Annotated in this window: 23 protein-coding genes; 14 read left to right on the top strand and 9 right to left on the bottom strand. The window is 72.4% G+C overall.

Going from position 1 to position 25,155, the window contains the following annotated elements:
- The first annotated feature begins 61 nt into the window (after positions 1 to 61).
- From ACGFIM_RS37580 to ACGFIM_RS37550, 7 genes are all read left to right on the top strand, one after another.
- Positions 62 to 769 (top strand): TetR/AcrR family transcriptional regulator, encoded by a 708-nt coding sequence (locus tag ACGFIM_RS37580; RefSeq protein WP_393211059.1) that lies wholly within the window; start codon positions 62 to 64, stop codon positions 767 to 769.
- Between the two features lie 118 nt (positions 770 to 887).
- On the top strand, positions 888 to 2,501 hold the full coding sequence (locus ACGFIM_RS37575; protein ID WP_393211056.1) for a cellulase family glycosylhydrolase: 1,614 nt from the start codon (positions 888 to 890) through the stop codon (positions 2,499 to 2,501).
- A gap of 143 nt (positions 2,502 to 2,644) precedes the next feature.
- Positions 2,645 to 2,914: a sulfurtransferase TusA family protein gene (locus ACGFIM_RS37570; RefSeq protein ID WP_393211053.1), complete on the top strand. Its 270-nt coding sequence runs from the start codon at positions 2,645 to 2,647 to the stop codon at positions 2,912 to 2,914.
- A 17-nt stretch (positions 2,915 to 2,931) separates the two neighbouring features.
- Complete coding sequence (locus ACGFIM_RS37565) at positions 2,932 to 3,939, top strand: LacI family DNA-binding transcriptional regulator (RefSeq protein ID WP_393211050.1); 1,008 nt, start codon at positions 2,932 to 2,934, stop codon at positions 3,937 to 3,939.
- 465 nt (positions 3,940 to 4,404) lie between these two features.
- Positions 4,405 to 4,755, top strand: a complete 351-nt coding sequence (locus ACGFIM_RS37560) for a nuclear transport factor 2 family protein (protein WP_393211047.1) — start codon at positions 4,405 to 4,407, stop codon at positions 4,753 to 4,755.
- Positions 4,756 to 4,792: 37 nt separating this feature from the next.
- On the top strand, positions 4,793 to 5,011 hold the full coding sequence (locus ACGFIM_RS37555; RefSeq protein WP_393211044.1) for a hypothetical protein: 219 nt from the start codon (positions 4,793 to 4,795) through the stop codon (positions 5,009 to 5,011).
- A gap of 314 nt (positions 5,012 to 5,325) precedes the next feature.
- On the top strand, positions 5,326 to 8,415 hold the full coding sequence (locus tag ACGFIM_RS37550) for a BTAD domain-containing putative transcriptional regulator (protein WP_393211041.1): 3,090 nt from the start codon (positions 5,326 to 5,328) through the stop codon (positions 8,413 to 8,415).
- Here the strand turns inward: ACGFIM_RS37550 and ACGFIM_RS37545 are convergent.
- Complete coding sequence (locus ACGFIM_RS37545; RefSeq protein WP_393211038.1) at positions 8,337 to 9,665, bottom strand: FAD-dependent monooxygenase; 1,329 nt, start codon at positions 9,663 to 9,665, stop codon at positions 8,337 to 8,339. The genes ACGFIM_RS37550 and ACGFIM_RS37545 overlap by 79 nt on opposite strands.
- 261 nt (positions 9,666 to 9,926) lie before the next feature.
- Between ACGFIM_RS37545 and ACGFIM_RS37540 the strand changes: the two genes are divergently transcribed.
- The gene (locus ACGFIM_RS37540; protein ID WP_393211281.1) at positions 9,927 to 10,892 is read left to right on the top strand and encodes a fatty acid desaturase family protein; all 966 of its coding nucleotides are present in this window, start codon (positions 9,927 to 9,929) and stop codon (positions 10,890 to 10,892) included.
- 90 nt (positions 10,893 to 10,982) lie between these two features.
- Here the strand turns inward: ACGFIM_RS37540 and ACGFIM_RS37535 are convergent, their stop codons facing one another.
- On the bottom strand, positions 10,983 to 11,207 hold the full coding sequence (locus ACGFIM_RS37535; protein WP_364068182.1) for a hypothetical protein: 225 nt from the start codon (positions 11,205 to 11,207) through the stop codon (positions 10,983 to 10,985).
- A gap of 68 nt (positions 11,208 to 11,275) precedes the next feature.
- On the opposite strand from ACGFIM_RS37535, the gene ACGFIM_RS37530 reads away from it, so the two are divergent.
- From ACGFIM_RS37530 to ACGFIM_RS37515, 4 genes are all read left to right on the top strand, one after another.
- Positions 11,276 to 12,403: a sensor histidine kinase gene (locus tag ACGFIM_RS37530; protein WP_393211034.1), complete on the top strand. Its 1,128-nt coding sequence runs from the start codon at positions 11,276 to 11,278 to the stop codon at positions 12,401 to 12,403.
- Between the two features lie 90 nt (positions 12,404 to 12,493).
- Positions 12,494 to 13,162, top strand: a complete 669-nt coding sequence (locus tag ACGFIM_RS37525) for a response regulator (protein ID WP_393211031.1) — start codon at positions 12,494 to 12,496, stop codon at positions 13,160 to 13,162.
- Positions 13,163 to 13,259: 97 nt separating this feature from the next.
- Positions 13,260 to 14,510: a cytochrome ubiquinol oxidase subunit I gene (locus ACGFIM_RS37520; protein ID WP_393211028.1), complete on the top strand. Its 1,251-nt coding sequence runs from the start codon at positions 13,260 to 13,262 to the stop codon at positions 14,508 to 14,510.
- A gap of 20 nt (positions 14,511 to 14,530) precedes the next feature.
- Positions 14,531 to 15,283, top strand: coding sequence for a cytochrome d ubiquinol oxidase subunit II (locus ACGFIM_RS37515; RefSeq protein ID WP_393211025.1), 753 nt, complete (start codon positions 14,531 to 14,533; stop codon positions 15,281 to 15,283).
- Here the strand turns inward: ACGFIM_RS37515 and ACGFIM_RS37510 are convergent, their stop codons facing one another.
- Positions 15,284 to 17,038, bottom strand: a complete 1,755-nt coding sequence (locus ACGFIM_RS37510) for a bifunctional metallophosphatase/5'-nucleotidase (protein WP_393211023.1) — start codon at positions 17,036 to 17,038, stop codon at positions 15,284 to 15,286. It lies immediately after the preceding gene.
- A gap of 25 nt (positions 17,039 to 17,063) precedes the next feature.
- The gene (locus tag ACGFIM_RS37505; protein WP_393211021.1) at positions 17,064 to 17,831 is read right to left on the bottom strand and encodes an alpha/beta fold hydrolase; all 768 of its coding nucleotides are present in this window, start codon (positions 17,829 to 17,831) and stop codon (positions 17,064 to 17,066) included.
- A 66-nt stretch (positions 17,832 to 17,897) separates the two neighbouring features.
- Here ACGFIM_RS37505 and ACGFIM_RS37500 point away from each other — a divergent pair, with 66 nt between their 5' ends.
- A complete protein-coding gene (locus ACGFIM_RS37500) occupies positions 17,898 to 18,542 on the top strand; it encodes a TetR/AcrR family transcriptional regulator (protein WP_393211018.1) in 645 nt (214 codons plus the stop codon).
- A gap of 200 nt (positions 18,543 to 18,742) precedes the next feature.
- Here ACGFIM_RS37500 and ACGFIM_RS37495 read toward each other — a convergent pair whose 3' ends face one another.
- From ACGFIM_RS37495 to ACGFIM_RS37485, 3 genes are all read right to left on the bottom strand, one after another.
- Positions 18,743 to 19,675 (bottom strand): nucleoside hydrolase, encoded by a 933-nt coding sequence (locus ACGFIM_RS37495; protein ID WP_393211015.1) that lies wholly within the window; start codon positions 19,673 to 19,675, stop codon positions 18,743 to 18,745.
- Positions 19,676 to 20,110: 435 nt separating this feature from the next.
- On the bottom strand, positions 20,111 to 20,311 hold the full coding sequence (locus ACGFIM_RS37490; RefSeq protein ID WP_393211012.1) for an EF-hand domain-containing protein: 201 nt from the start codon (positions 20,309 to 20,311) through the stop codon (positions 20,111 to 20,113).
- Positions 20,312 to 20,347: 36 nt separating this feature from the next.
- Positions 20,348 to 21,226, bottom strand: coding sequence for a LysR family transcriptional regulator (locus ACGFIM_RS37485; protein ID WP_393211009.1), 879 nt, complete (start codon positions 21,224 to 21,226; stop codon positions 20,348 to 20,350).
- Positions 21,227 to 21,288: 62 nt separating this feature from the next.
- Here ACGFIM_RS37485 and ACGFIM_RS37480 point away from each other — a divergent pair, with 62 nt between their 5' ends.
- The gene (locus tag ACGFIM_RS37480; RefSeq protein ID WP_393211006.1) at positions 21,289 to 22,269 is read left to right on the top strand and encodes an aldo/keto reductase; all 981 of its coding nucleotides are present in this window, start codon (positions 21,289 to 21,291) and stop codon (positions 22,267 to 22,269) included.
- 86 nt (positions 22,270 to 22,355) lie between these two features.
- On the opposite strand, the gene ACGFIM_RS37475 is transcribed toward ACGFIM_RS37480, so the two are convergent.
- Both ACGFIM_RS37475 and ACGFIM_RS37470 read right to left on the bottom strand, forming a co-directional pair.
- The gene (locus ACGFIM_RS37475) at positions 22,356 to 23,546 is read right to left on the bottom strand and encodes a tetratricopeptide repeat protein (RefSeq protein ID WP_393211003.1); all 1,191 of its coding nucleotides are present in this window, start codon (positions 23,544 to 23,546) and stop codon (positions 22,356 to 22,358) included.
- On the bottom strand, positions 23,543 to 24,997 hold the full coding sequence (locus tag ACGFIM_RS37470) for an AAA family ATPase (protein WP_393211000.1): 1,455 nt from the start codon (positions 24,995 to 24,997) through the stop codon (positions 23,543 to 23,545). Before ACGFIM_RS37470 ends, ACGFIM_RS37475 begins: the two co-directional genes overlap by 4 nt.
- Between the last annotated feature and the right edge of the window lie 158 nt (positions 24,998 to 25,155).

Here is a 25,155-nt window from a genome sequence, read left to right as displayed (position 1 = left end):
CAGCGTTCACTTAACAACAGAACGGCGTTCTCTTATCGCCGCGAGCTATGCTGCTGAGGTCATGACGAGGGCGGCGTTTCGCCGGGCCAGGCGGCCCGAGCACAAGCAGCAGCGGCGGGAGGCGATCCTCACCGCGGCCCGCGAGCTCGCCCGCACCTCCGGCGTGCGCAACGTCAGCCTGGGCGCGGTCGCCGAGGCCGTCGGGCTGGCGAAGTCCAACATCGTGCGCTATTTCGGCACGCGCGAGGAGATCTACCTCGTACTGCTCGTCGAGGAGTGGCGCTCTTGGAGCGACGCCGTACGCGACGCGCTCGGCCGACGCCCGGAGCCCAGCCGAAACGAGCCCGGCCCAGGCCCCGAGCACCGCTCGCCGCACCAGATCGCGACGCTGCTGACCGACACCCTGATCGAGCGCCCGCTCTTCTGCGACCTGCTCAGCCACTCATCGACCACCCTGGAGCACAACGTCTCCGTCGAGGCCGCCCGCACGTACAAGGTCACGGTGCTCTCGCTGGTCGCCGAGCTGGGCGAACACGTCGCCGCGGCCGCGGGGCTGAGCCCGCGCGAGGGCGCGGAGCTGGTCGGCGCGGCCTGCGCGCTGGCCGGCATGCTCTACCACGCCTCCAACCCGCCACCCGCGCTCGCCCAGGTCTACGCCGAGGACCCCGCACTGGACGCCGCCTGCCCCAAGATGGCACCCTCGCTCGCCCGGGCGCTCACGGCGCTCGCGGCGGGCCTGCCGGCGCTGCGCGAGCAGCAGCCGAGCTGAAACTTTCACCCGGATCCAGGCATTCCTGACCGCCCGCACCCCGCAACCTGTACATCGGAGCGATTTGCGCGGACCATGTGTGCCCGCCGACCTAACCGGTTAACAGAGAGGCACCCCCATGAGAACACGACCCGGGGCCGCCGCGGCCGCGCTCCTGTCGCTCCTCCTCACGATGCTGATCGCCCCCGCGGCTCCGGCGCGGGCCGCCGTCGGGCTGCGGGTGGACGGCACCAGGATCGTCGAGGCGAACGGCAACGCGTTCGTCATCCGCGGCGTCAGCCACGCGCACACCTGGTACCCGAGCCGGACGCGCGCGTTCGCGGACATCAAGGCGCTGCAGGCCAACACCGTACGCGTGGTGCTGAGCGGCGGCAGGTGGACGCCCAACGACGCGTCCGACGTCGCCGGCGTCGTCTCGCTCTGCCGCCAGAACCGGTTAATATGCGTGCTCGAAAACCACGACACCACCGGGTACGGCGAGCAGAGCGGCGCGTACACGCTGGACCAGGCCGTCGACTACTGGAACAGCGTCAAGAGCGCGCTCACCGGCACCGAGGACTTCATCATCGTCAACATCGGCAACGAGCCGTACGGCAACAACGACGTCTCGGCCTGGACCGACGCCACGATCGGCGCCGTCACCCGCATGCGCAGCCTGGGCTTCCAGCACCTGCTGATGGTGGACGCGCCCAACTGGGGCCAGGACTGGCAGGGCACGATGCGCGACGACGCCGAGCGGGTGGCCGCCGCCGACCCGCAGAACAACACGGTCTTCTCCATCCACATGTACGGCGTCTACGACACCGCCGCCGAGATCACCGCGTACCTGGACGCGTTCCAGAACGCCGGGCTGCCGCTGGTGATCGGCGAGTTCGGGCACGACCACTCCGACGGCGACCCCGACGAGGACACCATCATGGAGCAGGCCCAGGCGCGCGGCATCGGCTACATCGGCTGGTCGTGGAGCGGCAACGGCGGCGGCGTCGAATACCTCGACATGGTCACCGACTTCGACCCGGCCCGCCTGACCTCCTGGGGGCAGCGCATCTTCAACGGCGCGAACGGCATCGTCCAGACCTCGCGCGAGGCGACGTTCTTCAGCGGCGGCACCCCCGACACCACCGCCCCCACGACGCCCGGCACCCCATCCGCGTCCGGCGTGACCTCCACCGGCGCTACCCTCACCTGGGCCCCCTCCACCGACTCGGGCGGCTCCGGCCTGGCCGGCTACGACGTCTACCGCGAGCAGGGCGGCGATGACACGCTGCTCGGCCGGAGCACCACGAACTCCATCACGCTCACCGGCCTGACCCCCGGCACCGAGTACGCGGTGTACGTCAGGGCCCGCGACGGCGCCGGCAACCGGTCGGCGGCCTCGCCGGCCGCGACGTTCACCACCGAACCCGGCGGCGGGAACGGCGGCGGCTGCACCGCCGAGGGCACCGTGCAGACCCAGTGGAGCGACGGGTACGTGGTGCAGCCGGTCACCGTCACCAACGACGGCGGCTCCGGCATCACCGGCTGGACGGTCACGTTCACGCTGCCCGCCGGGCACACGCTTGCCGGCTCGTGGAACGCCTCGCTGTCGGTGAGCGGGCAGACGGTCACGGCCAGGAACGCGGCCTACAACGGCACGCTCGCCGCGGGCGCCTCGACCGGCTTCGGCGTCCAGGTGAACCGGCCCGGCGGCGACACCGCCACGGTCTCGTCGTACACGTGCGCGGCCTCCTGACACCGACCCGCCACCCCGGGGACTCGTACGGGCGCGCCGTCACCCCTCTGCCCCTGAACCACCCGGCCGTGGGCGCGGAACCGGCCGGGGCGGTTCGCGAGGGCGGTGCGGACGCACGATCTCCGGGGTGGTTTCCTATACGCATGCCTGATCTCGTGGTGGACGGCGGCGACAAGCTGTGCGTGCAGTTGCTCATCGAGTTGCGCGGCCACGTGCGCAAGGCCGGCCCCGGCGCGGTGATCCACCTCATCGCCACCGATCCCGCCGCCCCTGTCGACCTTCCCGCGTGGTGCCATCTCACCGGGCACACCTACCTCGGACCCGTCGAGGGTGCGGAACGCCCGACGTACGCGCTGCGCGTGGCCGCGGACGCCAAGGAGACGCAGGACACCAAGCCCTGGCACGCGGCTTAAGCGGTTAATATCAGTCCGTGAAACGTCCCACGATCGCCGACATCGCCAGCCGGGCGGGAGTCTCCAAAGTAGCGGTCTCCTACGCGCTCAACGGTCAGCCCGGGGTGTCGGAGGCGACGCGGGCCAGGATCGTCGCCATCGCCGAGGAGATCGGCTGGCGGCCCAACAGCGCGGCCCGCGCGCTCAACGGCGCACGGGCCAACTGCGTGGGCCTCGCGCTCTGCCGGCCCGCGCGCGTCCTCGGCGTCGAGCCGTTCTTCATGGAGCTGATCAGCGGCATCGAAGGCGTGCTCGCCGACCGCTCGTACGCGCTGCTGCTGCAGGTCGTCACCAGCCACCAGCAGGAGATCGAGGTCTACCGCAGCTGGTGGGGCGAGAGCCGCATCGACGGCGCCTTCCTCGTCGACCTGCACTGCTCCGACTCCCGCGTGGCCGAGCTCGAACGCCTCGGCATGCCCGTCGTGGTCATCGGGCACCCGTCGGAGTCGGGGGCGCTGTCGGCCATCTGGTCCGACGACGGCCAGGCCGTACGCGAGACCGTCGGCTACCTGGTGGCGCTCGGCCACCGCCGCATCGCCAGGGTGGCCGGGCTGCCCGAGCTGGTGCACACGACGGTGCGCGACCAGGCGTTCGCGCAGGCCTGCGAGGGCGTGGCCGAACACGTCATCGTCCACACCGACTACACCGGTGAGGAGGGGGCGCGCGCCACCAGGCGGCTGCTCAGCTCGCCCGACCGGCCCACCGCCATCATCTACGACAACGACATCATGGCCGTCGCCGGTCTGTCGGTGGCGCAGGAGATGCGGGTGGAGGTGCCGCGCGACCTGTCCATCGTGGCGTGGGACGACTCGCCGCTCGCCCAGGTCGTACGCCCGCCGTTGACCGCTCTCACCCGCGACATCCCCGCGTACGGCGCGCACGCGGCACAGCGCCTGCTCGCCTTGATCGCGGGCGAGAGCGTGCCCCCGTACGAAGACCAGGCCGCCAGCCTCACCCCGCGTGGCAGCACCGGGCCCGCCGTCTGACGGAGTCCGAGCGCGGCACGTGCCGCGGGCGATGGGCGCGGCGGCTGGCAGACCGCCTCGCCTCGCTCGCGCGGCACGTGCCGTCCCCTCCTTCGCGGCATTTCCCTGCAGAGCCGTCTCCGCGTCCCCCGTGTGGAGACGGCTCCACACGAAACGAGTGCTTGAGGGACGCTTCGAGTACCTCTGTACCCGAACGTGACCTGAAAGGGAGCTAATCGTAACCTTTTGCGCAGGGTCGGTGGGCGATCCCCACGGGGCCTCGGACGTTCCTCACGTGGCAGCGGGCGTTCCCGGCGGGGTCGCGGGCCTTCCTCGCGGGCCGGGGGCCTTCCGGTCCCGGTCGCGGGCGCCGGCGAGGGCGCGTAAGGCGAGGTCGGCCGGGTAGGCGACCGGGCGGATGACGAGCCCGGGAGGGAGCTCATGCCGGTGTGACGGGACAGACCCGCGGAGAGGATGGGTGACCGCATGATCGATCCCCGCCCCTGGATCGAGGGGTACGTCCGAGCCTGGAACTCCAACGACCCCGACGACATCGCCGCCCTGTTCACCGAGGGCGCGGTGTACTACCCGGAGCCGTACAGCAGGCCCTGGCAGGGGCGCGACGAGATCATCGCGCAGTGGCTGGCCCGCCAGGACAAGCCAGGTGAGACGGACTTCCAGTGGCATCCGGTTTGCGTCACCGACGACGTGAGCATCATCCAGGGAGTCACGACATATCCGGACAAAACGTTCAGCAATCTATGGGTGATCCGGTTCGCACCCGACGGGCGGTGCCGGGAATTCACCGAATGGTGGATGCGGCACGACCTCAAGTGATGCAATAAGCCGAGCCGTTTTCACCCGAGGAGATCCGTTGAGAGACAACCTCGACCTCGCCGCCAGCGCCCAGGAACTCGCAGACGCCGCCCCGACGGGATCGATCGACCGCGCCGCCGCCACGTCCGTGGCCATCACCCTTGCCACGACGCGCGACATCGACTCGGCGAGAAAGACCCTCGACGGGGTGACCCCTGCCGAAGTCCGCGAAGCCGCCCTGGCCCTCTTCGAGCGCCTGGCCACCACCGACGCCTGACGGGCCACCCGCGCCCGGGGGCGGTGCGCGGCGCACTCGCGCCCAGCCGGCGTCCGGCACGCGACCACCACGCCCCGCCGCCGGCGCGGAGCGGCCCCGCCGGACGCCGGTGACCTGCCCGCCCGCCGGCCCCGCGCGATCCCGCGACCTGCGAGCCGTGAGGCCCGCCCCGCGACCGTGAGGGTGGCCGAGGGGGCGCCGATGCCGCTGTTCGGGTTCGGAGGCGACCCGACGTGCGCCGGGCGGGTGATCCGCTGCCCGTGACCGCAGCGCGGTGCGTACTGTGGAGTGCGACATGCGGGCGTGGAGGGGCGATGCGGGTCGGAATACTGGGGCCGCTGCGAGTGGCGGGGAGCGAGGTCGGCGGTGCTCGCGTACGCGCGCTGCTGATCCGGCTCGCGCTCGCCCCCGGCCGGGTGGTCACCGCCGACCGGCTCATCGACGACCTGTGGCCCGGCGACCCGCCCGCGCATCCGTCCGCGGCGCTGCAATCGTTGGTGTCCAGGGCCCGCAGGGAGGCGCCGGGGCTCATCGCCTCGCATCCCGCCGGTTACCTGCTCGACGTGGCGGCCGACGAGGTGGACGCGTGGGCGTTCGAACGGCTCGTCCGGCAGGGCGACGTGCGGCGGGCGCTGGCGCTGTGGCGGGGCGCGCCCCTCGCCGACGCCGCCGGGCTGCCTTTCGCCGCGGGCCCGGCCGCCCGCCTTGAGGAGCTGCGCCTGACGGCCCTGGCCGCCCGCATCGCCGCCGACCTCGACCTCACCACCGCCCGGCCCACCGGCTCATCCGCGGCACCGCCCACAGGTCCCGGACCTGAGGAGCTGGTGGCCGAGCTGGAGGAGCTGGTGGCGGCGTATCCGCTGCGGGAGCCGTTCCACGCGCTGCTCGTCCGGGCGCTGACGGTGGTGGGGCGGCGGGCCGAGGCGCTGGCGGCGTTCGAACGGATCAGGAACGCGCTGGCCGACGAGCTCGGCGTGGACCCGGGGCCGGAGCTGCGCGAGGCGCATCTGGCGGCACTCCAGGACCAGGAGCCGCCGCGCCGCGGCCGGCAGCCGCCGGGGAGCGATCTCCCGGCCCGGCTGACGAGGTTCGTGGGGCGGTCGGAGGACATCGCCAGGGTCGGCCGGCTGCTCGGCACCGCCCGGCTGGTCACGCTCGTCGGCCCGGGCGGCGCCGGGAAGACCCGCCTCGCCATCGAGATCGCCTCAGCGCTGATCGGCCCCTCTGCCGGATCCGCCTCGGCACCGACCGGCCCTTCCGGCTCCTCCGCCGCCCGGAGGACGGCTCCGGCTCCCCAGGGGGCCATCGGCCGGGTGGAGCCGGCTCTCGGCGTCCCGGCCCTGGCGGAGACCGGCCGCGCGGAGCCCGGTCCTGTGGAGGCGGCGTTGAGGCCAGAGCGGGTCTGGGTGGTGGAGCTGGCGGCGGCCGGGGATGTGCGGGCGGCCGTCGAGGAGACGCTCAGGACGGCCGACCCGGTCGCGACGCTGCGCGCCGCCCCTGGGCCGGCGCTGCTCGTCATGGACAACTGCGAGCACGTCATCGACGACGCCGCCAAGGTCGCGCAGTGGCTGCTGTCGGAGGTGGCCGGCCTGCGGATTCTCGCCACCAGCAGGGAACCGCTGGACATCCCGGGCGAGAGCCTGCACCACGTGCGGCCGCTGCCGCCGGACCAGGCGGTGGAGCTGTTCCTGGACCGGGCGGCGGCGGCCAGGCCGGACGCGACGGTGTCGGCGCAGGACGCGGAGCGGATCTGCCGCGAGCTCGACGGCATCCCGCTCGCGATCGAGCTGGCCGCCGCCCGGCTGCGGACGATGCCGGTGGAGGTGCTGATGCGGCAGCTCGGGGACCGGCTGGCGTTCCGCGGCGGCCGTACGTCGGAGCCCCGGCACCGCACGCTGCGCGCGGTCATCGACTGGAGCTGGAACCTGCTGTCGGAGCCGGAGCGCGAGCTGCTGCGCGGGCTGACGGTGTTCTCGGGCGGCGCGACGTACGAGGCGATCGCGGCGGTCTGCGGCGGCGACCCGGACCTGCTCTCCTCGCTGGTGGACAAGTCGCTCATCATGCTCCAGGGCGACCGCTACACGATGCTGGAGACGATCAGGCAGTACGCCGCCGCCGACCTGCCCGAGCTGCGCCGCGCCCACGCCCGCTACTACACGGAGCTGGCCGCGACGGCGGACGCGCACCTGCGGACGGGCGAGCAGCTCAAGTGGCTGGCGGTGCTGGACGCCGAGCGCGGCAACCTGGACGCGGCGCTGCGCCACACCGACGACCCGCTGAGGCTGATCACATTACGCTTCTGGCCGTGGATCGTCCGCGGCCGCTACCGCGAGCTGACCGAGCAGGCGAGCGCGGTGCTGGCCAGGGCAGGCGACGTTCCGCCACCCGGCAGGGAGCTGGAACACGGGTTGTGCGTGGCGATGACGGGCGGCCCGGTGAGCGACGTCGTACGCGAGTCCGACCACCCCATGGCGCTCGCCGCGTGGACCGTGGGCGGCTCGAACGGCCCGCGCGGCGAGGTGGTGGAGCTGGCCGAGAAGGGCCTGGCCCGGCTGCGGACCCACCCCGACCTGTGGACCCGGTCGGCGGCGATGCTGCTCGCGGGGGCGGTGCGGTTCGAGTACGGGTCGGTGACGGGCGCGGAGGAGCTGCTGGAGCCGGCGCTGGCCGGGTTCCGGCGGACCGGCGACCGGTGGGGGCAGTGGGCCACGTACTACTTCCTGTCGCTGGCGGCGGAGAACCGCGGCGATTTCGCGGCGGCGGTCGCGCTGTCCGAGGAGCCCGAGCGGCTGGCGGCCGAGCTGGAGATGCTGGAGACGCCGCTCGGCCCGATGACGTTCCTGATCAGGCTCGGGCTGCTCAAGGCGCGCGCGGGCGACCACGAGGGCGCGGCGCGGGCGCTGGAACGCGCGTGGGCGGCGGCCGTGCGCTCGGACGACGACGCCGTGGTGGCGCGGGTGCTGCACGCCCGCGCCGAGCTGGCCCGCCGGACCGGCGACCGGGAGACGGCCCGCGAGCTGCTCGAACGGGCGCGGGCGCGCGACGTCCAGGAGTCCGCGCAGTTCCATGCGCTGATGGCGGTCGAGTACGCCCGCGTCTGCCCCGACCCGGCGGAGCCGCTGCGCCAGGCGCTCCGGCTGATGGAGGGCTGCTCCGACCGCACGGTCAGGGCCGCCGTGCTCGAAGGGGTGGCCGAGCACGTGCCGGCCGGGCTCGCGGCCGAGCTGCTGGGGGCGGCGCGGGCGCTGCGCGGCATCACCGAGTCGGCCGACCCCCACGTCAACGCCCTGGCCGCGCGCTGCGAGCAGGCGCTCGGCGCCGCCGCCTACCGGGCCGCGCTGGACAGGGGCGCGGCGATCCCGAACCCCGAGAGGTACGCGCTCAGCCCGCTCTCGTCCCCGTGATAGCCGATGTAGCCGTCGGGCCTGACGAGCATGACGCCGCGCTGCCCGTCCAGCGGCGGCAGCACGGTGATCTCCGCGGTGGACGCGAAGCCGGGAGCCCGGTCGGCGAGGAGCAGGAAGCCGGTGCCGCGCTGCTCGGCGAAGTACGTCCCGAGCCGCTCGCCGCCGCGCTCGCCCACTGACAGCGCGCTGCCGAGGTAGGCGAGGTCGAGCTGGTTGGTGTCGTCGCCGCGCCGGTGGTCGCCCTCGCGGTAGAGCCGGGTGCTCAGCCCGAGCACGTGCTCGGCGACCGCCTTGCGCTCGTCCTCGTACGTCTCCAGCAGCGCCTCCGACCCGATGGCGAGCTTCCACCCCAGGTTGTACGCGTCCTGCACCCCGGTGTTGAGCCCTTGGCCGCCGGCCGGCGTGTGCACGTGGGCGGCGTCGCCGGCGAGGAAGATCCGGCCGGCCCTGAACCGCTCGGCGAGCCGGATGTTGACCCGGTACTCCGAGCGCCACACGATCTCCTCGATCCGCACGTGGGGCGCGTGCTCGGCGACGAGCGCGGCCAGGTCGTCGTGGGCGGGGTCGGGCGCCACGAGCTGGTAGATGTCGGTGCCGGGCAGCGGGCACAGCGAGAAGTACAGCGACCGGTCCTGCAGCGACCCCCACAGGTGCCAGTGCTCGCGGTCGAGGCCGCGGGCCTTGACGTCGGCGAGCAGCATGCGCTCGGCCTCGTGGGTCACGCCCGGGAAGGCGATGCCGGCCGCCTTGCGCACGGTGCTGCGCCCGCCGTCGGCCCCGACCAGGTAGGCGCTGCGCACGCGCTCGCCGGAGGCGAGGGTGGCGGTCACGCCGTCGGCGTCCTGCTCGACGCCGGTCACCTCCATCCCGTACTCCACGCGGTGTCCCAGCTCGGCGAGCCGGTCGCGCAGGATGCGCTCGGTGCGCCACTGCGGCTGCATGATCACGTTGGGGTAGGGCACGCCGGGCGAGGGTTCGCGCAGCTCGTCCATCCGGCCTTCCCACACCACCTCGTCCCCGATGTAGCTGCGCAGACCGGGGTAGACGGCGCCGGTGGCGAGGATCTCGTCGATCACGCCGAGGTCGTCGAAGACCTCAAGTGTGCGGGGTTGCAGGCCCTTGCCGCGCACGCCGCCGGGCGGTCGCGGCGAGCGTTCGACGATGCGCAGGTCCACGCCCCTGCGGGCGAGTTCGATGGCGAGGGTCAGTCCGGCCGGCCCGGAGCCGACGATCAGTACGTGCGTCATGCCCGTGACGGTGCCCGAGCCCGCTGCCGGATCGCTGTCAGCGTCCTGCCGGACCGGTGCCGGAGATGACAGCGGACGTCACACGATGACCTGATCATGGAGTACGTGGCGTCCTTTCAGTTTGCTGCGGGATGCGCCATGGTTAGGGCAGATCCCACCGCGAGGTAAGAGGTAAGGAGACCTGTGGCCAATACCGGCACGATCGACACGCGAGGCAGTGACTACGCCCGACTCGCCCAACGCATCTCGGAGGCCGGCCTGCTGGACCGGCGTCCCGTCTACTACGCCGTGCGGATGAGCATCGCCGCCGTCGTCTACGCCGGCTGCTGGGCGCTGTTCGCCTGGCTGGGCGACTCCTGGCTGCAACTCCTCGTCGCCGCCGCGCTGGCCGTGGTCTTCGGGCAGTTCGGCTTCATCGCGCACGACCTTGGACACCGCCAGGTCTTCAGGACCCGCCGCCCGAGCGACATCGCCGGGCTGATCGTCGGCAACCTCTGCATCGGCCTCGGCTGGGGCTGGTGGAACAGCAAGCACAACCGTCACCACGCCAACCCCAACCACGAGGACCACGACCCGGACGTCTCCCCCGCGGTGATCGTCTGGTCACGGGATCAGGTGGCGCGCAGCTCAGGCTTGCCCCGATTCATCGCGAAATATCAGGCTTTCTGGTTCTTCCCGCTGCTCACCCTCGAAGCCTGGCACCTGCACGTCGCCAGCTTCAGGGCGCTGCTGAACCCCGCCGCCAAGCGGCGCAAGCTCGAGTTCGCCCTGCTCATCGTCCACTTCGTCGTCTACGCCTGCGCGGTCTTCGCCGTGCTCTCCCCCGGCAAGGCGGTGCTCTTCATGCTCGTCCACCAGGGGGTCTTCGGGCTCTACCTGGGCTCCACGTTCGCGCCCAACCACAAGGGCATGCCCATGCTGACCAAGGAGGACAAGCTGGACTTCCTCCGCAAGCAGGTGCTGACGTCACGGAACGTGCGCGGCGGGCTGTTCATCGACATCGCGCTCGGCCAGCTCAACTACCAGATCGAGCACCACCTGTTCCCCAACATGCCGGCGCCCAACCTGCGCAAGGCGCAGCCCATCGTCGAGCGGTACTGCGCCGAGATCGGCGTCCCGTACCTGCAGACCGGGCTGTTCGAGTCGTACGGGCAGGCCCTCGGGCACCTGCACGAGGTGGGCGCGGTGCTGCGGCGGCCGCCCGCCGAGGGCGCGGCCGTCGGCTGAGGCGTGCCGCCCGGGGCACGGCCGTTCGCTGGGACGTACCGCCCGGGGCGCGGTCCACGGGTAAGGCCGTGCGCGGGATGGAGGGCGTGCTCAGCGCGCGCCCTCCTCCTGCTTCAGCCGCTGCAGCAGCCCGTCGCGGCGGCGTTCCAGCTCGGAGATCAGCTCGGCCTGCTCGTCGGCCTGGCTGATCATCGACGCGATCTCCACCTGGTCGGTCGCGCCGATGTCCCGGATCTGGTCGCGGATCTCCTGGTTCTCGGCCCGGAGCCGGGCCAGATCCGCCTCGACCTGCTCCAGTTCGTCCTTGATGCTCATGAACGGGCACTACCCAGCAGTGGCCGCCCGATTACCGGATGTCGAGCGCAACGTCCAGAATGGTAGCCATGCCGAGGCCCTCCACCAGCACGTTCGTGTCGCTCGCGATCTGCGCGGCCGTGCTGGCCGGCGTCGTCTTCGCCTACACGCTGCGCCCGGCCCGGCTCAACGCGCTCGACATCGTGCTGCCGCTCATCGCCTGCGGCGCGCTGCTCGCGCGGCGGCGGCACCCGGTCGCCGCGCTGATCGTGGTGGCGGTCTGCAGCGTCGTCTACTACCCGTTCGCGGGGCTCGACGGGCCGCTCGTCGTGCTGGTCTTCGTCGCCCTCTACACCGCCGCCGACCAGGGTCATCTGGCCGCCGCCGTGACGACGGGCGGCGCGGCTCTGCTGGCCATGGGGTACGGCGAGGCCGGCGGTGTCCGGCACGTGGACGACAGCATGTTCATGATGATCACCGGCTGGGTGGTGGCCGCGATCGCGTTCGGCGGCGTCACCCGCAACCGGCGCGCGTACCTGGAGGAGGTCAGGCAGCACGCGCTCGACGCGCTGCGCACGAAGGAGGAGGAGGCCAGGCGGCGGGCCGGCGAGGAGCGGCTGCGCATCGCCCGGGAGCTGCACGACGTGATCGGCCACAACATCTCCATGATCAACGTGCAGGCCGCGGCGGCGCTGCACGGCCTGAAGAAGCGGCCCGAGGACGCCGAGGCGGCGCTGCGCACGATCAAGGAGACGAGCAAGGAGACACTGCGCGAGCTGCGCAGCACGCTCGGCGTGCTGCGCCAGGTGGACGAGGACGCGCCGACCGGTCCCGCCGCCGGGCTCGCGCGGCTGGACGAGCTGGTGGCGGCGTCGGGGGTGAAGGTCCGTACGAAGACGTCGGGCCCGCTGGACGCGCTCCCCGCCGAGGTCGATCTGGCCGCTGCCCGCATCATCAGGGAGGCGCTGACGAACGTGTCCCGCCACGCGGGCACCGACCAGGCGACGCTCACCATCAGCAACACGTCCGGAAATATCATCATTTGCGTGGAAGATGATGGTCCGGGCAGCATGTACGAGGAGGGCAGCGGCTACGGCATCCAGGGCATGCGCGAGCGCGCCATCGCCCTCGGCGGCTCGCTCGAGGCCGGTCCCCGCCCCGAGGGCGGCTTCCGCGTCACCGCCCGCCTCCCCCTGAGTCCTCCGGCGAGCTCATGAAAGAACCCATCGGCCACCCCGCCGCCTCATGACCCGCCCTGCCGGTGAACCCACGATCCACCCGTAAGCCCCACCCATGAACGAGAGCCGATGATCCGCGTACTGCTCGCCGACGACCAGACCCTGGTCCGCGCCGGGTTCAGGTCCATACTCAGCGACGAGGACGACATCGAGGTGGTGGCCGAGGCCGCCACCGGCGAGGCGGCGATCGCCGGCGCCCGCGAGCACCGCCCCGACGTGGTGCTCATGGACATCCGCATGCCCGAGCTCGACGGCCTTGAGGCCACCCGCCGCATCGCGGGCGACCCGGCGCTCGGCGACGTCAAGGTCATCATCCTGACCACGTTCGACCTGGACGACTACGTCTATGGGGCGCTGCGCGCGGGCGCGAGCGGCTTCCTGGTCAAGGACACCGAGCCCGCCGAGCTGATCCACGCCGTCCGCGTGGTGGCGAGGGGCGACGCGCTCATCGCGCCGTCGATCACGCGGCGGCTGATCGCCGAGTTCGCCGGCCGGGTCAAGCGCCCGGAGCCGGGCCCCGAGCTCAACGCGCTCACCGAGCGCGAGCGCGAGGTCATGACGCTGGTGGCGAGCGGCCTGTCCAACGACGAGATCGCGGCCCGGCTCGTGCTGAGCCCGGCCACGGCGAAGACACACGTCAGCCGGATCATGACCAAGCTCGGCGTGCGCGACAGGGCGCAGCTCGTGATCATCGCGTACGAGGCCGGCATGATCACCCCGGGCTGGCTTACTCCCTGAGGAGTACGCGGGCGAGGGCCTGTCATCCCGGGAAGTACGCCGGGTGACCGCCGCAGGCCGACGCGGCGGGCGCAACCGTGCACGCAAGCTCGTCGGCATGGACACCGTTGACCTCGCCCGCCTGCAGTTCGCGCTCACCGCGGGCGCGCACTTCCTGTTCGTGGCGCTGACGCTCGGCCTGGCGACGCTGCTCGCGGCCGTCCAGACGGCGGCCACCCTCTCCGGCAAGGACGTGCACCTGCGGATGACGCGGTTCTGGGGCCAGCTCTACATCATCAACTATGCGATGGGCATCGTCACCGGCCTGGTGATGGAGTTCCAGCTCGGGCTGTCGTGGAGCGGGCTGACGAACTACGCGGGCGACGTGTTCGGCTCGGCGCTGGCGATCGAGACGCTGGTGGCGTTCTTCGTCGAGTCGACGTTCCTAGGGCTGTGGATCTTCGGCTGGAACAAGCTGAACCGGTGGGCGCACCTGGCGCTCATCTGGGTGGTGACGCTCACCGCGTACGCGTCGGCGTTCTGGATCCTGGTGGCCAACGGCTTCCTGCAGAACCCGGTGGGCCACGTCGTGGAGAACGGGCGGCTGCGGCTGACCGACTTCGGGGCGATGGTGGCGAACCCGGCGGCGCAGGCGGCGTTCTGGCACGTGCTGGTCGGCGGGCTGATCGTGGGCGGCTTCTTCATGGCGGGGGTGAGCGCGTACCACCTGCGCCGCCGCACGCCTGAGCACGAGGTGTTCCGCAAGTCGCTGCGCATCGGCGTCGGCGTGGCGCTGCCCGCGACGTTCCTGAACGCGGTCTTCGGCGGCATCTCGTTCCAGACCCTGCAGCCCGCGAAGTCGGCCGCCTGGTCGGGTTCGGCGAGCATGCTGGCCGAGGCGCAGGCGGAGTTCGCCGCCAGGTTCGGGCCCGGCGACTACCTGCCCGACGTGGGCTGGGTACGGACCGGCGGCATGGTGATGATCATGCTCTGGCTGCTGATGCTGATGGTGGCGGGGCCGAGCTTCCTGCTCATGTTCGTCAAGCCCGCCGTCTACCGGTTCCGGCTGTGGCACTGGGTGCTGACGCTGATGATCCCGGTGCCGTTCCTCGCCATGATGGGCGGCTGGGTGTTCCGCGAGATGGGCCGCCAGCCGTGGGTGGTGTACGGGCTGCTGCGCACGTCGGAGGCGATGTCGCCGGTCACGGGGGCACAGGCGGCGCTCTCCCTGGCGGCCTTCGCCACCGTCTTCGCGGTGCTGATCGCGGTCAACACCTGGCTGCTCGCCCGGTACGCGCGGCGCGGGCTCGGCGCGGTGGCGCTGGGCGACCGGCCGATCGAGGCGCCCGTCCCCGTCCCTTCGTTCTGACAACCTCCGGGAGCCCGCAGATGGAGATCTTCGTACTGGCCTTCTTCGCGCTCGGCTACCTCGTGCTGGCCGGAGCCGACATCGGGGTGGGGATGGCGCTGCCGTACCTCGGCAGGACGCCGGGCGAGCGGCGCGAGGTGATCGCCGCGATCGCGCCGTTCTTCCTCGGCAACGAGGTGTGGCTGGTGGCCACGGCAGGGGTGCTGGCCGGGCTGTTCCCCCGGCTGGAGAGCGAGCTGCTGCACGGCAACTTCACGATGGTGGTCGCGCTGCTGCTCGCGTGGGTGGTGCGCGATGCGGGGCTGTGGCTGCGCGGGCGGCTGCCGGGGGCGCGCTGGCAGGCGTTCTGGGACGGCGCGATCGTGGCCGGGAGCTGGGGGCTCGCGCTGAGCCTGGGCATGATCCTGGCCGGGGTGCTGCTCGGCGTCGGGGGGCCGGTGGCGCTGCTCGGCGCGCTGGTGCTGGCCGCGCTCTTCGCCGTCCACGGCCTGGCGTTCGCGGCGCTGCGGCTGCAAGGCGCGCTGCGGGCGCGGGCGGCCCTGCCGTCGGGGCCGTCGTCGGGCGGTGCCGGCGAGTGGCGCACGTACGCGCTGACCTCGGTGGCGCTGCTGGTCGTGGGGGTGCTGGCCGGGCTCCGGCTGCCGCTGGAGCCCGGCACGTCGGGGCCGCTGCTGGTGCCGGTCGTCCTCGCCCTGCTGCCGTTCCTGGTGGCGGCGCAGGCGTGGGTGTGGTGGACGTTCCGGCACCGGGTCAGCGGGCCCTCCTACCTGTGACTAGAACAGCGGCTCGCCGTCCCTGGTGAGCTTCCAGTTGGTGACGGCGAAGTCGGCCGGGTCGATGGTGCCCTGCTCGGTGGCGTACTCGATGAGCGCCTGCCGGATCTCGACCTGCGCGTTGTAGACCACCTCGGCCCCGGTGACGTGCGGGAAGCCGCCGCCGCCCGACTGGCGGTAGTTGTTGATCGCGACCACGAACTCCTGGTCGTCGGCGACCGGCTCACCCTCGTAGGTCAGGTTCGCGATGCGCCGGCCGACCGGCTTGGCGACGTCGATGTCGTACGAGACGCCGGAGAGCTGGTCGTAGTTGTAGTCGGGGGTGCCGCCCGCGTTGGTGAGCTTGGAGACGTCCACCGGCTCGCCGGGCGCGAGCTGGTTGAAGTACTTGGCCGAGTACTCCAGGTACTCCTTGATCTGCGCGCCGGTGAGCTTCACGGCCATCAGCGTGTTGTCGTAGACGTACAGGCCGGCCACGTCCCTGACGCGGATGTCGCCCGCCGGGAAGACGGCGCTGCGGCTGAACGGCGCGGCGATCGACAGCACCGGCAGCGTGTTGTCGGGCAGCGCCTGCTTGACGGTCTCGACCTGCACGTGCTGGATGTAGTCGAGGATCGGCGTGTCCTTGTACGGTGACTCGGCCGCCGACAGCTCCTGCGCCGACTTGGCGACGACCTTGTTGACGTAGCCGATCGTGGCCTCGTGCTGCGGCTTCAGCAGCTCGACGATCTTCGGGTCCTCGGGGACGGTGTTGGTGTTGAGCGTGGTGGCCGCCTTGCCGGTGACCACCCACTTGCCGCGCTCCTTGGTGAGCTGGAAGTCCAGCACCGACAGGCGCTGGCCCCACTTGCTCGGCTCGCTCAGCAGCACCTGCTGCCCGGTGACCTTGTTGGTCACGAACCTCTCAGGCACCTCGTTGTGCGCGTGCCCGAACAGCACCGCGTCGATGCCCGGCACCTGCTCGGCCACCATCGCGGAGGCGTTCTCGACCGGCAGCTCGTCGCCGTAGGAGGACATGCCGTCGTCGCCCGCGTGCGCGGTCACCACGACGACGTCCGCGCCCTGGCCGCGGATGACCGGCACCCACTTCTTCGCCGACTCGACGAGGTCGGTGAAGCGGAGCCTGCCCTCGACGTTCGCCTTGTCCCAGATGGCCACGCCGGGGTTGGTGAGCCCGAGCACGCCGACCCTGATCGGCTTCTCGCCCTTGACCTTCATGGTCTTGATGACGAACGGCTTGTACGCCGGCTGCCCGGTCTCGGCGTGCACCGCGTTCGCGCCGAGAACGGGCGCCTTCATCTGCTCGATCCAGGTGGCGAGCAGCGGCAGACCGTAGTTGAACTCGTGGTTGCCCAGGGTCACGGCGTCGTAGCCGATGGCGTTCATGGCCTTGGCCATCGGGTGGATCGGGCCGGTCGCGGTGATCGGCTCGATCTTGGCGTAGTAGTACGCCAGCGGCGTGCCCTGGATGGTGTCACCGGAGTCGAACAGCAGCGTGTGATCCGCTCCCCGCTCGGCCCTGATCTTGTTGACGAGCGAGGACACCTTCGCCAGGCCGACGGAGTTGCCCTGGTCGTCGGCGTAGGCGGCGTCCTTGTAGTAGTCCCAGTTGAGCCCGTTGCTGTGGATGTCGGACGTGCCCATGACCGTGACCGTGACCGTCTTGGCCGGTTTGGCGGCCTGCGCGGGAGGTGCCGCCAGGACCAGCGCGCTGAGCGCGGCGGTCCCGGCGATGGCGAGTCTTGTGGTCTGCATGGTTGGCGAGGGTAACCGGGATGAATCACCCGTTGGTCTCATCAGCGACGAAATTCCTGATCAGCCGGGTGACCTCGTCCGGGTGCTCGTGCAGCACCATGTGGCCGCTGTCGATCTCGGCGTACGCGCTGCCGGGGATGACCGCGTGCAGCGCGCGGTGGTGCTCGACCGGGATCAGGTAGTCCTTCGTCGCGCCGATGACCAGGGTCGGCACGGCGATCTTCGGCAGCAGCTCCCTGACGTCCACGCGCAGGGTCAGGCCTATCTGGCGCACGATGCCGGGCGGCGCCTCCCCCGCCATCAGCGTCTTGGCGCCGGCCGCGGCGACGAACCCGGGGCTGAAGGCCATCAGCGGCCCGTACGCGGCGAAGCTCTCGGGGTCGGTGTCCGCCAGCCGCTGCCACGTACGCAGGCCCAGCTCAAGCCGGGAGTCGGCGAGGTGGGTCCAGCCCGCGATCAGCACCAGCCGCCTGACCAGCTCGGGGCGGCGCGCCGCGATGGTGACCGCGACCGCCGAGCCCAGGGAGAACCCGACCAGATCGGACGGCCCGTCGAAGGTGGCGGCGACCTGGTCGGCGAGCAGGTCGAGGGTGAGGTCGCCGCCCGGGTCCCCGGTCCGGCCGCTGCCCGCGTAGTCGGGGGCGATGACCGTGCGGATGTCGGCGAAGCCGGGCATGAGGTGGGCCCAGTTGGTCTCCACGTCGCCACCCGCGCCGTGCACCAGCACCAGGCCGGGGCCGTCGCCCTCCTTGCGGTAGTGGACGTCTCCGGTCTCGTGAGCGATCTGTGGCATCTCGAACACTCCCATCTTTAGCGATCGCTACAGAACATAACATAGCGATCGCTATAGAATGGCCGCATGGCCAGACGGCGGGGGTTCGACAGGGACGAGGCGCTGGAGAGCGCATTGCGGGAGTTCTGGCAGCACGGCTACGAGGCCACCTCGGTCGCCACGCTGACGGCCGCGATGGGCATCAACCCGCCCAGCCTGTACGCCGCGTTCGGCGACAAGCGCGGCCTGTTCGAGGAGGCCGTCCAGCGCTACCAGCGGACCTACGGCGCCTTCGCCGCCCGCGCCCTGGCCGAGGAGCCCACCGGCCGCGCGGCCGTCGAGCGGGTGCTGCGCGAGGCCGCCGACGAGTACTCCCGCCCTGACCACCCGCACGGCTGCATGATCATCAGCGCCGCCGTCAACTGCGAGTCGGCCGAGGTGATCGAGCTGCTGCGCGGGTTCAGGGAGGCGACGAAGGCGGCGATCAAGCAGCGCATCGACGGCGACGTCAGCGCGGGCCGCCTGCCGGCCGGCACCGACACCGGCGGGCTCGCCACCTTCTACGCCGCGATCATCCAGGGCATGTCCACCCAGGCCCGCGACGGCGCCACCCGGGATGAGCTGCTCGCCGTCGCCGAGCGCGCCATGGCCGCCTGGCCCGCGGCGGAGACCGCACCTGATCCCGGCGGCCGCCCGGCCCGCGGCTCCGACGGCCGCCCGGCCCCGCGATGAAGGCGTCAGCGCCACTCGACCGAGGCGTTCTCGGGCGCGGCCTCCGGCTCCGGGACGCGCGGTGACGGGCCGCCGTCCCACTCCTGCGCCGCCCGTCTCGGCGTCCAGGCAAGAGACGACGGCGTTCCTCCACCACACGTCGCTGGTGCGGGTCAGTCGCATCCGCTTCCGCTACCCAGCTCCGCCCCCGCATCCCCGGCTCAGTCGAGCGCCCTGATGGCGTCCTCCACGAGCCGCCAGAACGCCGGCACGTCCACGCCGGTCGCCACGTTCGCGTTCGGCGGGCGGTTCAGCTTGCCCAGCAGGTCCACGCAGGTCGCGCCCGCCGTCTCCGTGCCGTGCAGCTCGACGTCCACGCGGGTGCGCACCGTCGTCACCAGGCCCGGCCTGGCCACCAGCGCCACCGCGACCGGGTCGTGCAGAGGGGCGTCCGGCATGCCCTGATCGGTCTCGTACGTGGAGTTGAAGAAGTTCAGCAGCTCCACCCCGAACGCCGCCGTCCTGTTGCCCACCGCCCCGATCCTGGCGATCACCTCGCGCGTGGCCAGGACCTGGTGGGTGACGTTCAGCCCGACCATCGTGAACGGCACCCCCGTGCCCAGCACGATCGCCACCGCCTCGGGGTCGGTCCAGGCGTTGAACTCCGCGTACGGGGTGACGTTGCCCCTCCCCGTCGAGCCGCCCATCCAGACCACCTCCTTGATCATCGAGAGGCGGTCGGGGCAGGTGCGGGCGAACATCGCCACGTTCGTCAGCGGCCCGGTCGCGACGATCGTCACCGGCTCGCCTGAGGCGTCGAGAGTGTCCCTGATCAGCTCGATGGCGGTGCGCGGGTCGGCGTCCACGGTGGGCTTCGGCAGCTCGGGGCCGCCCAGCGCGTTGTCGCCGTGGATCCACTCGGCCGGCTTCAGCAGCCGCACCATGGGGCTGTCCGCGCCCGGCGCGATCGGCACGCCCTCGATGCCCGCCAGGCTGATCACCACCCTCGCGTTGTAGGTGGTCTGATAGAGGCGGCCGTTGCCGCCGACCGTGGTGACGGCCCGCAGGTCGATCTCGGGGTCGCCGGCCGCCAGCCAGATCGCGAAGACGTCGTCGTGCCCGGGGTCACAGTCGAGGATCACCGGTGTCGGCATCGCCCCATGCTAGGCGTCCAGCCCCCGCCCGCCCAGGGGGGCACGGGGTCAGCGGACGGCGAGCGCCGCCGTCCCCCGGCTGAGCCCCGCCCGAGACACCGCCGTGAGCGGCAACCGAAGCCGCCGATGCGTCACCGCACACGACGCACACCGCAACGCCCGGGCGCACCGTACCCGGAACACCCGGACGGCCGGGGGCCGAAGCGGCGCTGCCATCGCCCCCGGCACCCGGCCGAGCAGCACCCCGCAGCGCCCCCGCCCGACGCGGCCGGGCGTGCGCCGCCCCCAGGTGGCGGGGTGGCCGGTGGCGGCGGCACCGTCTGAAGCAACCGGGCGGGCACGGGGTGGTCGCAGGGGCGGGTCAGGGCGATGCGGCCACGGTCGGCCTCCGTTCTCTCCTGCCGCCGTGGTGACGCAGGCGACTGGAGAGCGTCATCACTTCTGGAGAAAAGCGCCGAACTCCTCCACGTCGATCAGTCCGTCGCCGTCCTTGTCCAGCTTCCGCACGCCTTCCTGGGCGGCCTCGAGCGTGACCGGCTGGCCGAGCACGTCCATCAGCCGGACCAGCTCCTCGGCCGAGATGCGGCCGTCCTTGTCGGCGTCGATGAGGTTGAACGTCGTCGCGTAGTCGCTCATGGGGCTCGCCCTTCTCCGGTTGATCCGTTCGTCGGGTCAGACCTTAGTGGTGACATGTCGCAACTCGTCGACAAATGCCAGCACTTGTGGCCTGCTATCCCTTTCGCGCCACGCGATGGCGAGCTCGCCGGGAGGCAGCCCGCTCACGGGCCGGTACGTCACCCCCGGCCGGCGGTACAGCTCGGCGTTGCCCTCGGCCACCAGTACGACGCCGAGCCCGCTCGACACCGCCTCGAACACCTCCTCGGCGGTGCTCGCGGTGACGCCGATCACCGGCGGGCGGGTGCGCTGCCCGGCCGCGAGCCAGAAGTCGCGCAGCGGCCCCGCCTCGGGCGGCAGCGCGATGAACGGCTCGTCGGCCAGCGCCTCGAACGGCACCTCCGCCAGCTCGGCCAGCGGGTGATCGGCGGGCATGGCGACGCCGCGCCGCTCGGTGGCCAGCACGTACGCCCGCACGCCCGGCGGCAGCGGCAGCCACAGGAACGCCACGTCGGACGACCCGTCGGCCAGCCCGCCGCTGGGGTCGTCCCAGCCGACGAGCCGCAGCGACACCTCCCACCCCGGCATGTTGGCGCGGAACCGGCGCAGCGCCTCCTGCTGCAGCCCCCGGCCCACGGCGGTCTGCAGCCCGATGACGAGGGTGCCCGCGGGCGCCGCCGCGCGTGCCTGCTCGACCCCGGCCTCCCAGCGTTCGAGCACGTCACGGGCGACCGGCAGCAGCTCGGCGCCCTGCCGGGTGAGCGTCACGCCGCCCGGCACCCGATCGAACAGCCGGAAGCCGAGCCGCCCTTCCAGCGCCCTGAGCTGCTTGGACAGCGCGGGCTGGGAGACATAGAGCCGTTCGGCCGCGCGGGTGACGTTCAGCTCGTCGGCCACGGCCACGAAGTACCGCAGCTCGCGCAGGTGAACGTCCATAACCGATGGTTATCGCAAAGGGTCTTGGACGCGCCAGCGGCCACGGCCGCACGATCGACGGCATGAAGACACGAACTCTCGGCGAGCTGGAGGTTCCGGCGATCGGTTACGGCGCGATGGTGCTGTCGCCGGGCATCTACGGCGAGGTGGACGACGCCCGCGGCGAGGCCGCGATCCAGGCGGCGCTCGACGCCGGCGCCACGCACGTGGACACCAGCGACGCCTACGGGCCTGACGGCCACAACGAGCGCCTGGTGGGCCGGGCGGTCAAGGGGCGCAGGGACGAGGTGGTGGTCGCGACCAAGTTCGGGCTGGCGGTCCCGGAGGGCGAGCCGAGCCGCGCCCACCCTGTCGGCTACGCCTTCGGCGAGCTGCACGTGAACGCCGAGCCCCGCCTGGTGCGCCGCTACGCCGAGCGCAGCCTGCGCAACCTGGGCATCGACGCCATCGACCTGTACTACCTCCACTATCCCGACCCCGGCGTGCCCATCGAGGACACGGTGGGAGCGATGGCCGAGCTGGTGCGCGACGGGCTGGTCAGGCACATCGGCCTGTCCAACGTGACGGCGGGCCAGGTCAGGGCCGCGCACGCGGTGCATCCGGTGACGGCGGTGCAGTACGAGTGGTCGATGTGGCGGCCGATCGACGCCGAGCTGCTCGCCGCGGCCCGCGAGCTGGGCGTCGGCATCGTCGCCTGGAGCCCCCTCGGCAACGGCTTCCTCACCGGCACGGTCACCGAACTGGGCGAGGACGACTTCCGCCACAACGCGCCCCGCTTCTCGGCCGAGAACCTGACGCGCAACAACGACCGCTACGCGCCCGTCAAGGACCTCGCCGCGCTGCTCGGCATCACCCCGGCCCAGCTCGCCCTGGCCTGGCTGCTGCACCAGGACGAGCACGTGGTGCCGATCCCGGGCAGCCGCACGCCGGCTCACATCGAGGAGAACCTGGCCGCCGCCGACATCACCCTGCACCCGGACACGCTGGCCAGGATCGACGAGGCGCTGTCCCGCTTCGAGGTGAGCGGCGGCACCCTCCTGTGACCTCGTCGGACGGCCGGTGAAGGTCTTCGGAAAGCGGGGGCTCGAAGGCCATCGCCAGGCGGTCCAGAGAGACGCACGGCGAAGGGTCAGAGGCCGTCGGTGACCAGGCGGCCTCTGACGGCGGTGGCGAGCCAGACCGAGGCGAGCGCGGCGTACGCGGCGAGCAGCGCCACGGCGGGCCACCCGAAGACCACCCCCGCGGCCGCGGCCAGGGCGAGCAGCCCGGTCCAGCCGTACAGGACGGCTCTGCGGCGGGGCGCGCCGGTGTGCGCGGCCTCCTGCGCGGGGGTGACGAGCGCCATGACGGCCACGCCTGCGGTGCTCAGCGCGTCGTGGCCGACCGCGATGCCGGTGCCGAGCAGGGCCGCGCCCGCCACGACGAGCAGCAGGCAGGCCGCCGCGACCCGGGCGGGCGCGCCTTCGAACAGCAGGCGGGTGGACCTGCCGACGGCCAGCCGCAGCGTGGTCCACGCCTCGGCCACCCACGCCACCCAGTGCAGCAGCGCGAGCACGACGAAGACCGCGATGAGCGGCGGCGCCACGGGCAGCAGGAAGATCAGCCGCCAGCCACCGGGGAACCTGCCGCGCAGCCGCGACAGCCACCGGTAGAGCGGGTTGCGCTGCTTGAGCGCGAGCACCAGCAGGTCGCCCGCCGCGCCGTAGCCGGGGTCGAGGCGCAGCACCTCGCGGAAGGCGCCGGCGGCCTGCCGCGCGTCGCCGAGGCGCAGCGCCACCCGCCCGTGGACGAAGTGCGCGGCGGGGCTCTCCGGGTCGAGCCGTAGGGCGTGCGCGGCGGCGGCCCGCGCCGGCTCGGATTCGCCCGCGTTGGCGTGGGCCAGCGCGAGCAGGCTCACCAGGTCGGCGTCCTCGGGGTCGATGGACAGGCCCTGCCGGGCCGCGCCCGCCATGAGCGGCCACTCGCCCTTGTGCATGTGGACGCGCGACAGCACCTCCCAGGCGGGCGCGTACTGCGGCTCGATGTCCAGGGCCGCGCGCACGGCCGCCATGGCCCTGTCGAGGTCGCGGGCGCGGAGGAACACCTGGGCGGCGGCGTAGTGGGTGAACCACTCGTCGGGCGCGAGGCGTACGGCCTCCTCCGCCTCCGACACCGCCTCGGGGACCTTGCGCTGCTCGATGAGGGCGAGCCCGAGCAGGGCGTGGCCGGAGATGTGCTGCGGCTCCTGGGCGAGCAGGCCGCGCAGCTCCCGCTCGGCGTCGGCCGGGCGGCGCATCTGCAGGAGCGTGCGCGCCCGCTCGACCGGGTCGCCGACCTTCACCACTTGCCCTTGACCCAGGGCATCAGCTCGTCCCAGGCGCCCGAGTCGTTGGCGTGCATCACGTAGTTGCGCGCGGTGGCCATCCATTCGCGTACGGCCGTCGGCCGCACGGTCTTGGCCGCCGCGAGCAGGTCGGCGGTGGTCAGCGGGATCGGGCGGCCGGCGCTGATCGACTGCTGCAGCTTGGCCTCGACCGCGCGGTCCACCAGGCCCTTGAGGTCGGCGCCGACGAAGTGCTCGGTCACCTTGGCCACGGCGTCGAAGTCCATCTCGGCGAGCGGCTTGTCCCGGCACAGGATGCGCAGGATGGCGGCGCGCGCGGCGGCGTCGGGCGGCGGCACGAACACCGGCTGGTCGAGCCGTCCGGGGCGGCGGAATGCGGCGTCCACGTACCAGGGGGCGTTGGTGGCGGCCAGCACCAGAACGCCCTCGTTGGCGTTGGCGTCCACGCCGTCCAGCTCGGCGAGGAACTGGTTGACGAGCTGCCTGGTGTGCGCCTGGCGCATGTCGGAGCGGCGGGCGGCGAGCGCGTCCACCTCGTCGAAGAAGAGCACGCAGGGCCGGTTGCGGCGGGCCATGTCGAACGTGGCGTGCAGGTTGCGCTCGCTCGACCCGATGTACATGTCGAGGATGTCGGCGAGGCCGACGCTGATGAAGGACACGCCGAGCTCGCCCGCCGCCGCCCTGGCGAGGTGGGTCTTGCCGGCGCCGGGCGGGCCGTACAGCAGGACGCCGCCGCCCGCGCGCTTGCCGAACGCGGCGAACAGCTCCGGCTGCTGGATCGGCAGCAGCAGCTTGATCCGCAGCGCCTCCTTGACCTGCTCCATGCCCGCCACGTCGGCGAACGTCAGCCCGGTCTGCTCCACCTCGGCGGTGCTGTCGGGCTCGGGCGGCGAGCCCGGCCGCGGGTTGACCATCGGCTGCCCGTGCGGGACCGCGGGGGTGGTGGTGAACGCCGTGGCGGAGCCGTCCGGCGTCTGGGCGACGGGTTGCGCGGCGGCGCCGGGCGGTGTCCGCGGCTGGGCGGAAGGCTGGGGCTGCGGAGGGGCCGGCGGGTTCAGCCGGGCGGCGAACTCGGGATCGGCGAGCGAAGGATCCCTGGAGATCGCCTCGAAGTACCGGTACGCGGCCCGCGCCAGGTCGCCCTCGCCCGCCAGCGCCCGTGCCGCCAGGACACCGATCGCGGGCGGGTAGCCGGGCTCGGCGAGCAGCGGTTCGAGCGCGGCCAGCGCGGCGCCGTACGAGCTCTGCCTGATGAACGCCTCCGCCAGCCCGGCGATGATCTCCGGGTCGCCGGGCGAGAGCTTGAGCGCCGCCCTGAACTCGGCCTCGGCGTCGGCGAGATAGCCCTTGGCCAGGAGCTGCCCGGCGAGGTGCCGGCGAAGTGGCAGGTTGTCCGGGGACAGGCGGGCCGCCTCGCGGAGCGCCTGGAGGCCGGGGTCGTCGGGCACGTGCCGTTCCCTTCTTTCGCAGGTTGTCGGGGGTCCTACGCAGGTACGCAAGATACCGAACCACCGCTTTACCGACTTATCGGACGGCCGACAACGTACCGAGGGCCCGGCCGCCCCCGGCCGGGAAACGACCGGGAAAGCCGAAGGCCGGGCGCCCC

Source organism: Nonomuraea sp. NPDC049309, assembly GCF_043196965.1.
GTDB lineage: Bacteria > Actinomycetota > Actinomycetes > Streptosporangiales > Streptosporangiaceae > Nonomuraea > Nonomuraea fastidiosa.
The sequence above is the reverse complement of the archived record's forward strand: the minus strand, read 5'-3'. Positions and strand labels throughout refer to the sequence as shown.

Excerpts from the sequence above, each read along its gene's own strand:
- ACGFIM_RS37510 (WP_393211023.1), bottom strand. The coding sequence starts at position 17,038 with ATGCAGACCACAAGACTCGCCATCGCCGGGACCGCCGCGCTCAGCGCG.
- ACGFIM_RS37515 (WP_393211025.1), top strand. The coding sequence starts at position 14,531 with ATGGAGATCTTCGTACTGGCCTTCTTCGCGCTCGGCTACCTCGTGCTG.
- ACGFIM_RS37560 (WP_393211047.1), top strand. The coding sequence starts at position 4,405 with ATGATCGATCCCCGCCCCTGGATCGAGGGGTACGTCCGAGCCTGGAAC.
- ACGFIM_RS37550 (WP_393211041.1), top strand. The coding sequence starts at position 5,326 with ATGCGGGTCGGAATACTGGGGCCGCTGCGAGTGGCGGGGAGCGAGGTC.
- ACGFIM_RS37505 (WP_393211021.1), bottom strand. The coding sequence starts at position 17,831 with ATGCCACAGATCGCTCACGAGACCGGAGACGTCCACTACCGCAAGGAG.
- ACGFIM_RS37480 (WP_393211006.1), top strand. The coding sequence starts at position 21,289 with ATGAAGACACGAACTCTCGGCGAGCTGGAGGTTCCGGCGATCGGTTAC.
- ACGFIM_RS37495 (WP_393211015.1), bottom strand. The coding sequence starts at position 19,675 with ATGCCGACACCGGTGATCCTCGACTGTGACCCCGGGCACGACGACGTC.
- ACGFIM_RS37525 (WP_393211031.1), top strand. The coding sequence starts at position 12,494 with ATGATCCGCGTACTGCTCGCCGACGACCAGACCCTGGTCCGCGCCGGG.
- ACGFIM_RS37535 (WP_364068182.1), bottom strand. The coding sequence starts at position 11,207 with ATGAGCATCAAGGACGAACTGGAGCAGGTCGAGGCGGATCTGGCCCGG.
- ACGFIM_RS37485 (WP_393211009.1), bottom strand. The coding sequence starts at position 21,226 with ATGGACGTTCACCTGCGCGAGCTGCGGTACTTCGTGGCCGTGGCCGAC.
- ACGFIM_RS37530 (WP_393211034.1), top strand. The coding sequence starts at position 11,276 with ATGCCGAGGCCCTCCACCAGCACGTTCGTGTCGCTCGCGATCTGCGCG.
- ACGFIM_RS37520 (WP_393211028.1), top strand. The coding sequence starts at position 13,260 with ATGGACACCGTTGACCTCGCCCGCCTGCAGTTCGCGCTCACCGCGGGC.
- ACGFIM_RS37580 (WP_393211059.1), top strand. The coding sequence starts at position 62 with ATGACGAGGGCGGCGTTTCGCCGGGCCAGGCGGCCCGAGCACAAGCAG.
- ACGFIM_RS37500 (WP_393211018.1), top strand. The coding sequence starts at position 17,898 with ATGGCCAGACGGCGGGGGTTCGACAGGGACGAGGCGCTGGAGAGCGCA.
- ACGFIM_RS37490 (WP_393211012.1), bottom strand. The coding sequence starts at position 20,311 with ATGAGCGACTACGCGACGACGTTCAACCTCATCGACGCCGACAAGGAC.
- ACGFIM_RS37570 (WP_393211053.1), top strand. The coding sequence starts at position 2,645 with ATGCCTGATCTCGTGGTGGACGGCGGCGACAAGCTGTGCGTGCAGTTG.
- ACGFIM_RS37575 (WP_393211056.1), top strand. The coding sequence starts at position 888 with ATGAGAACACGACCCGGGGCCGCCGCGGCCGCGCTCCTGTCGCTCCTC.
- ACGFIM_RS37545 (WP_393211038.1), bottom strand. The coding sequence starts at position 9,665 with ATGACGCACGTACTGATCGTCGGCTCCGGGCCGGCCGGACTGACCCTC.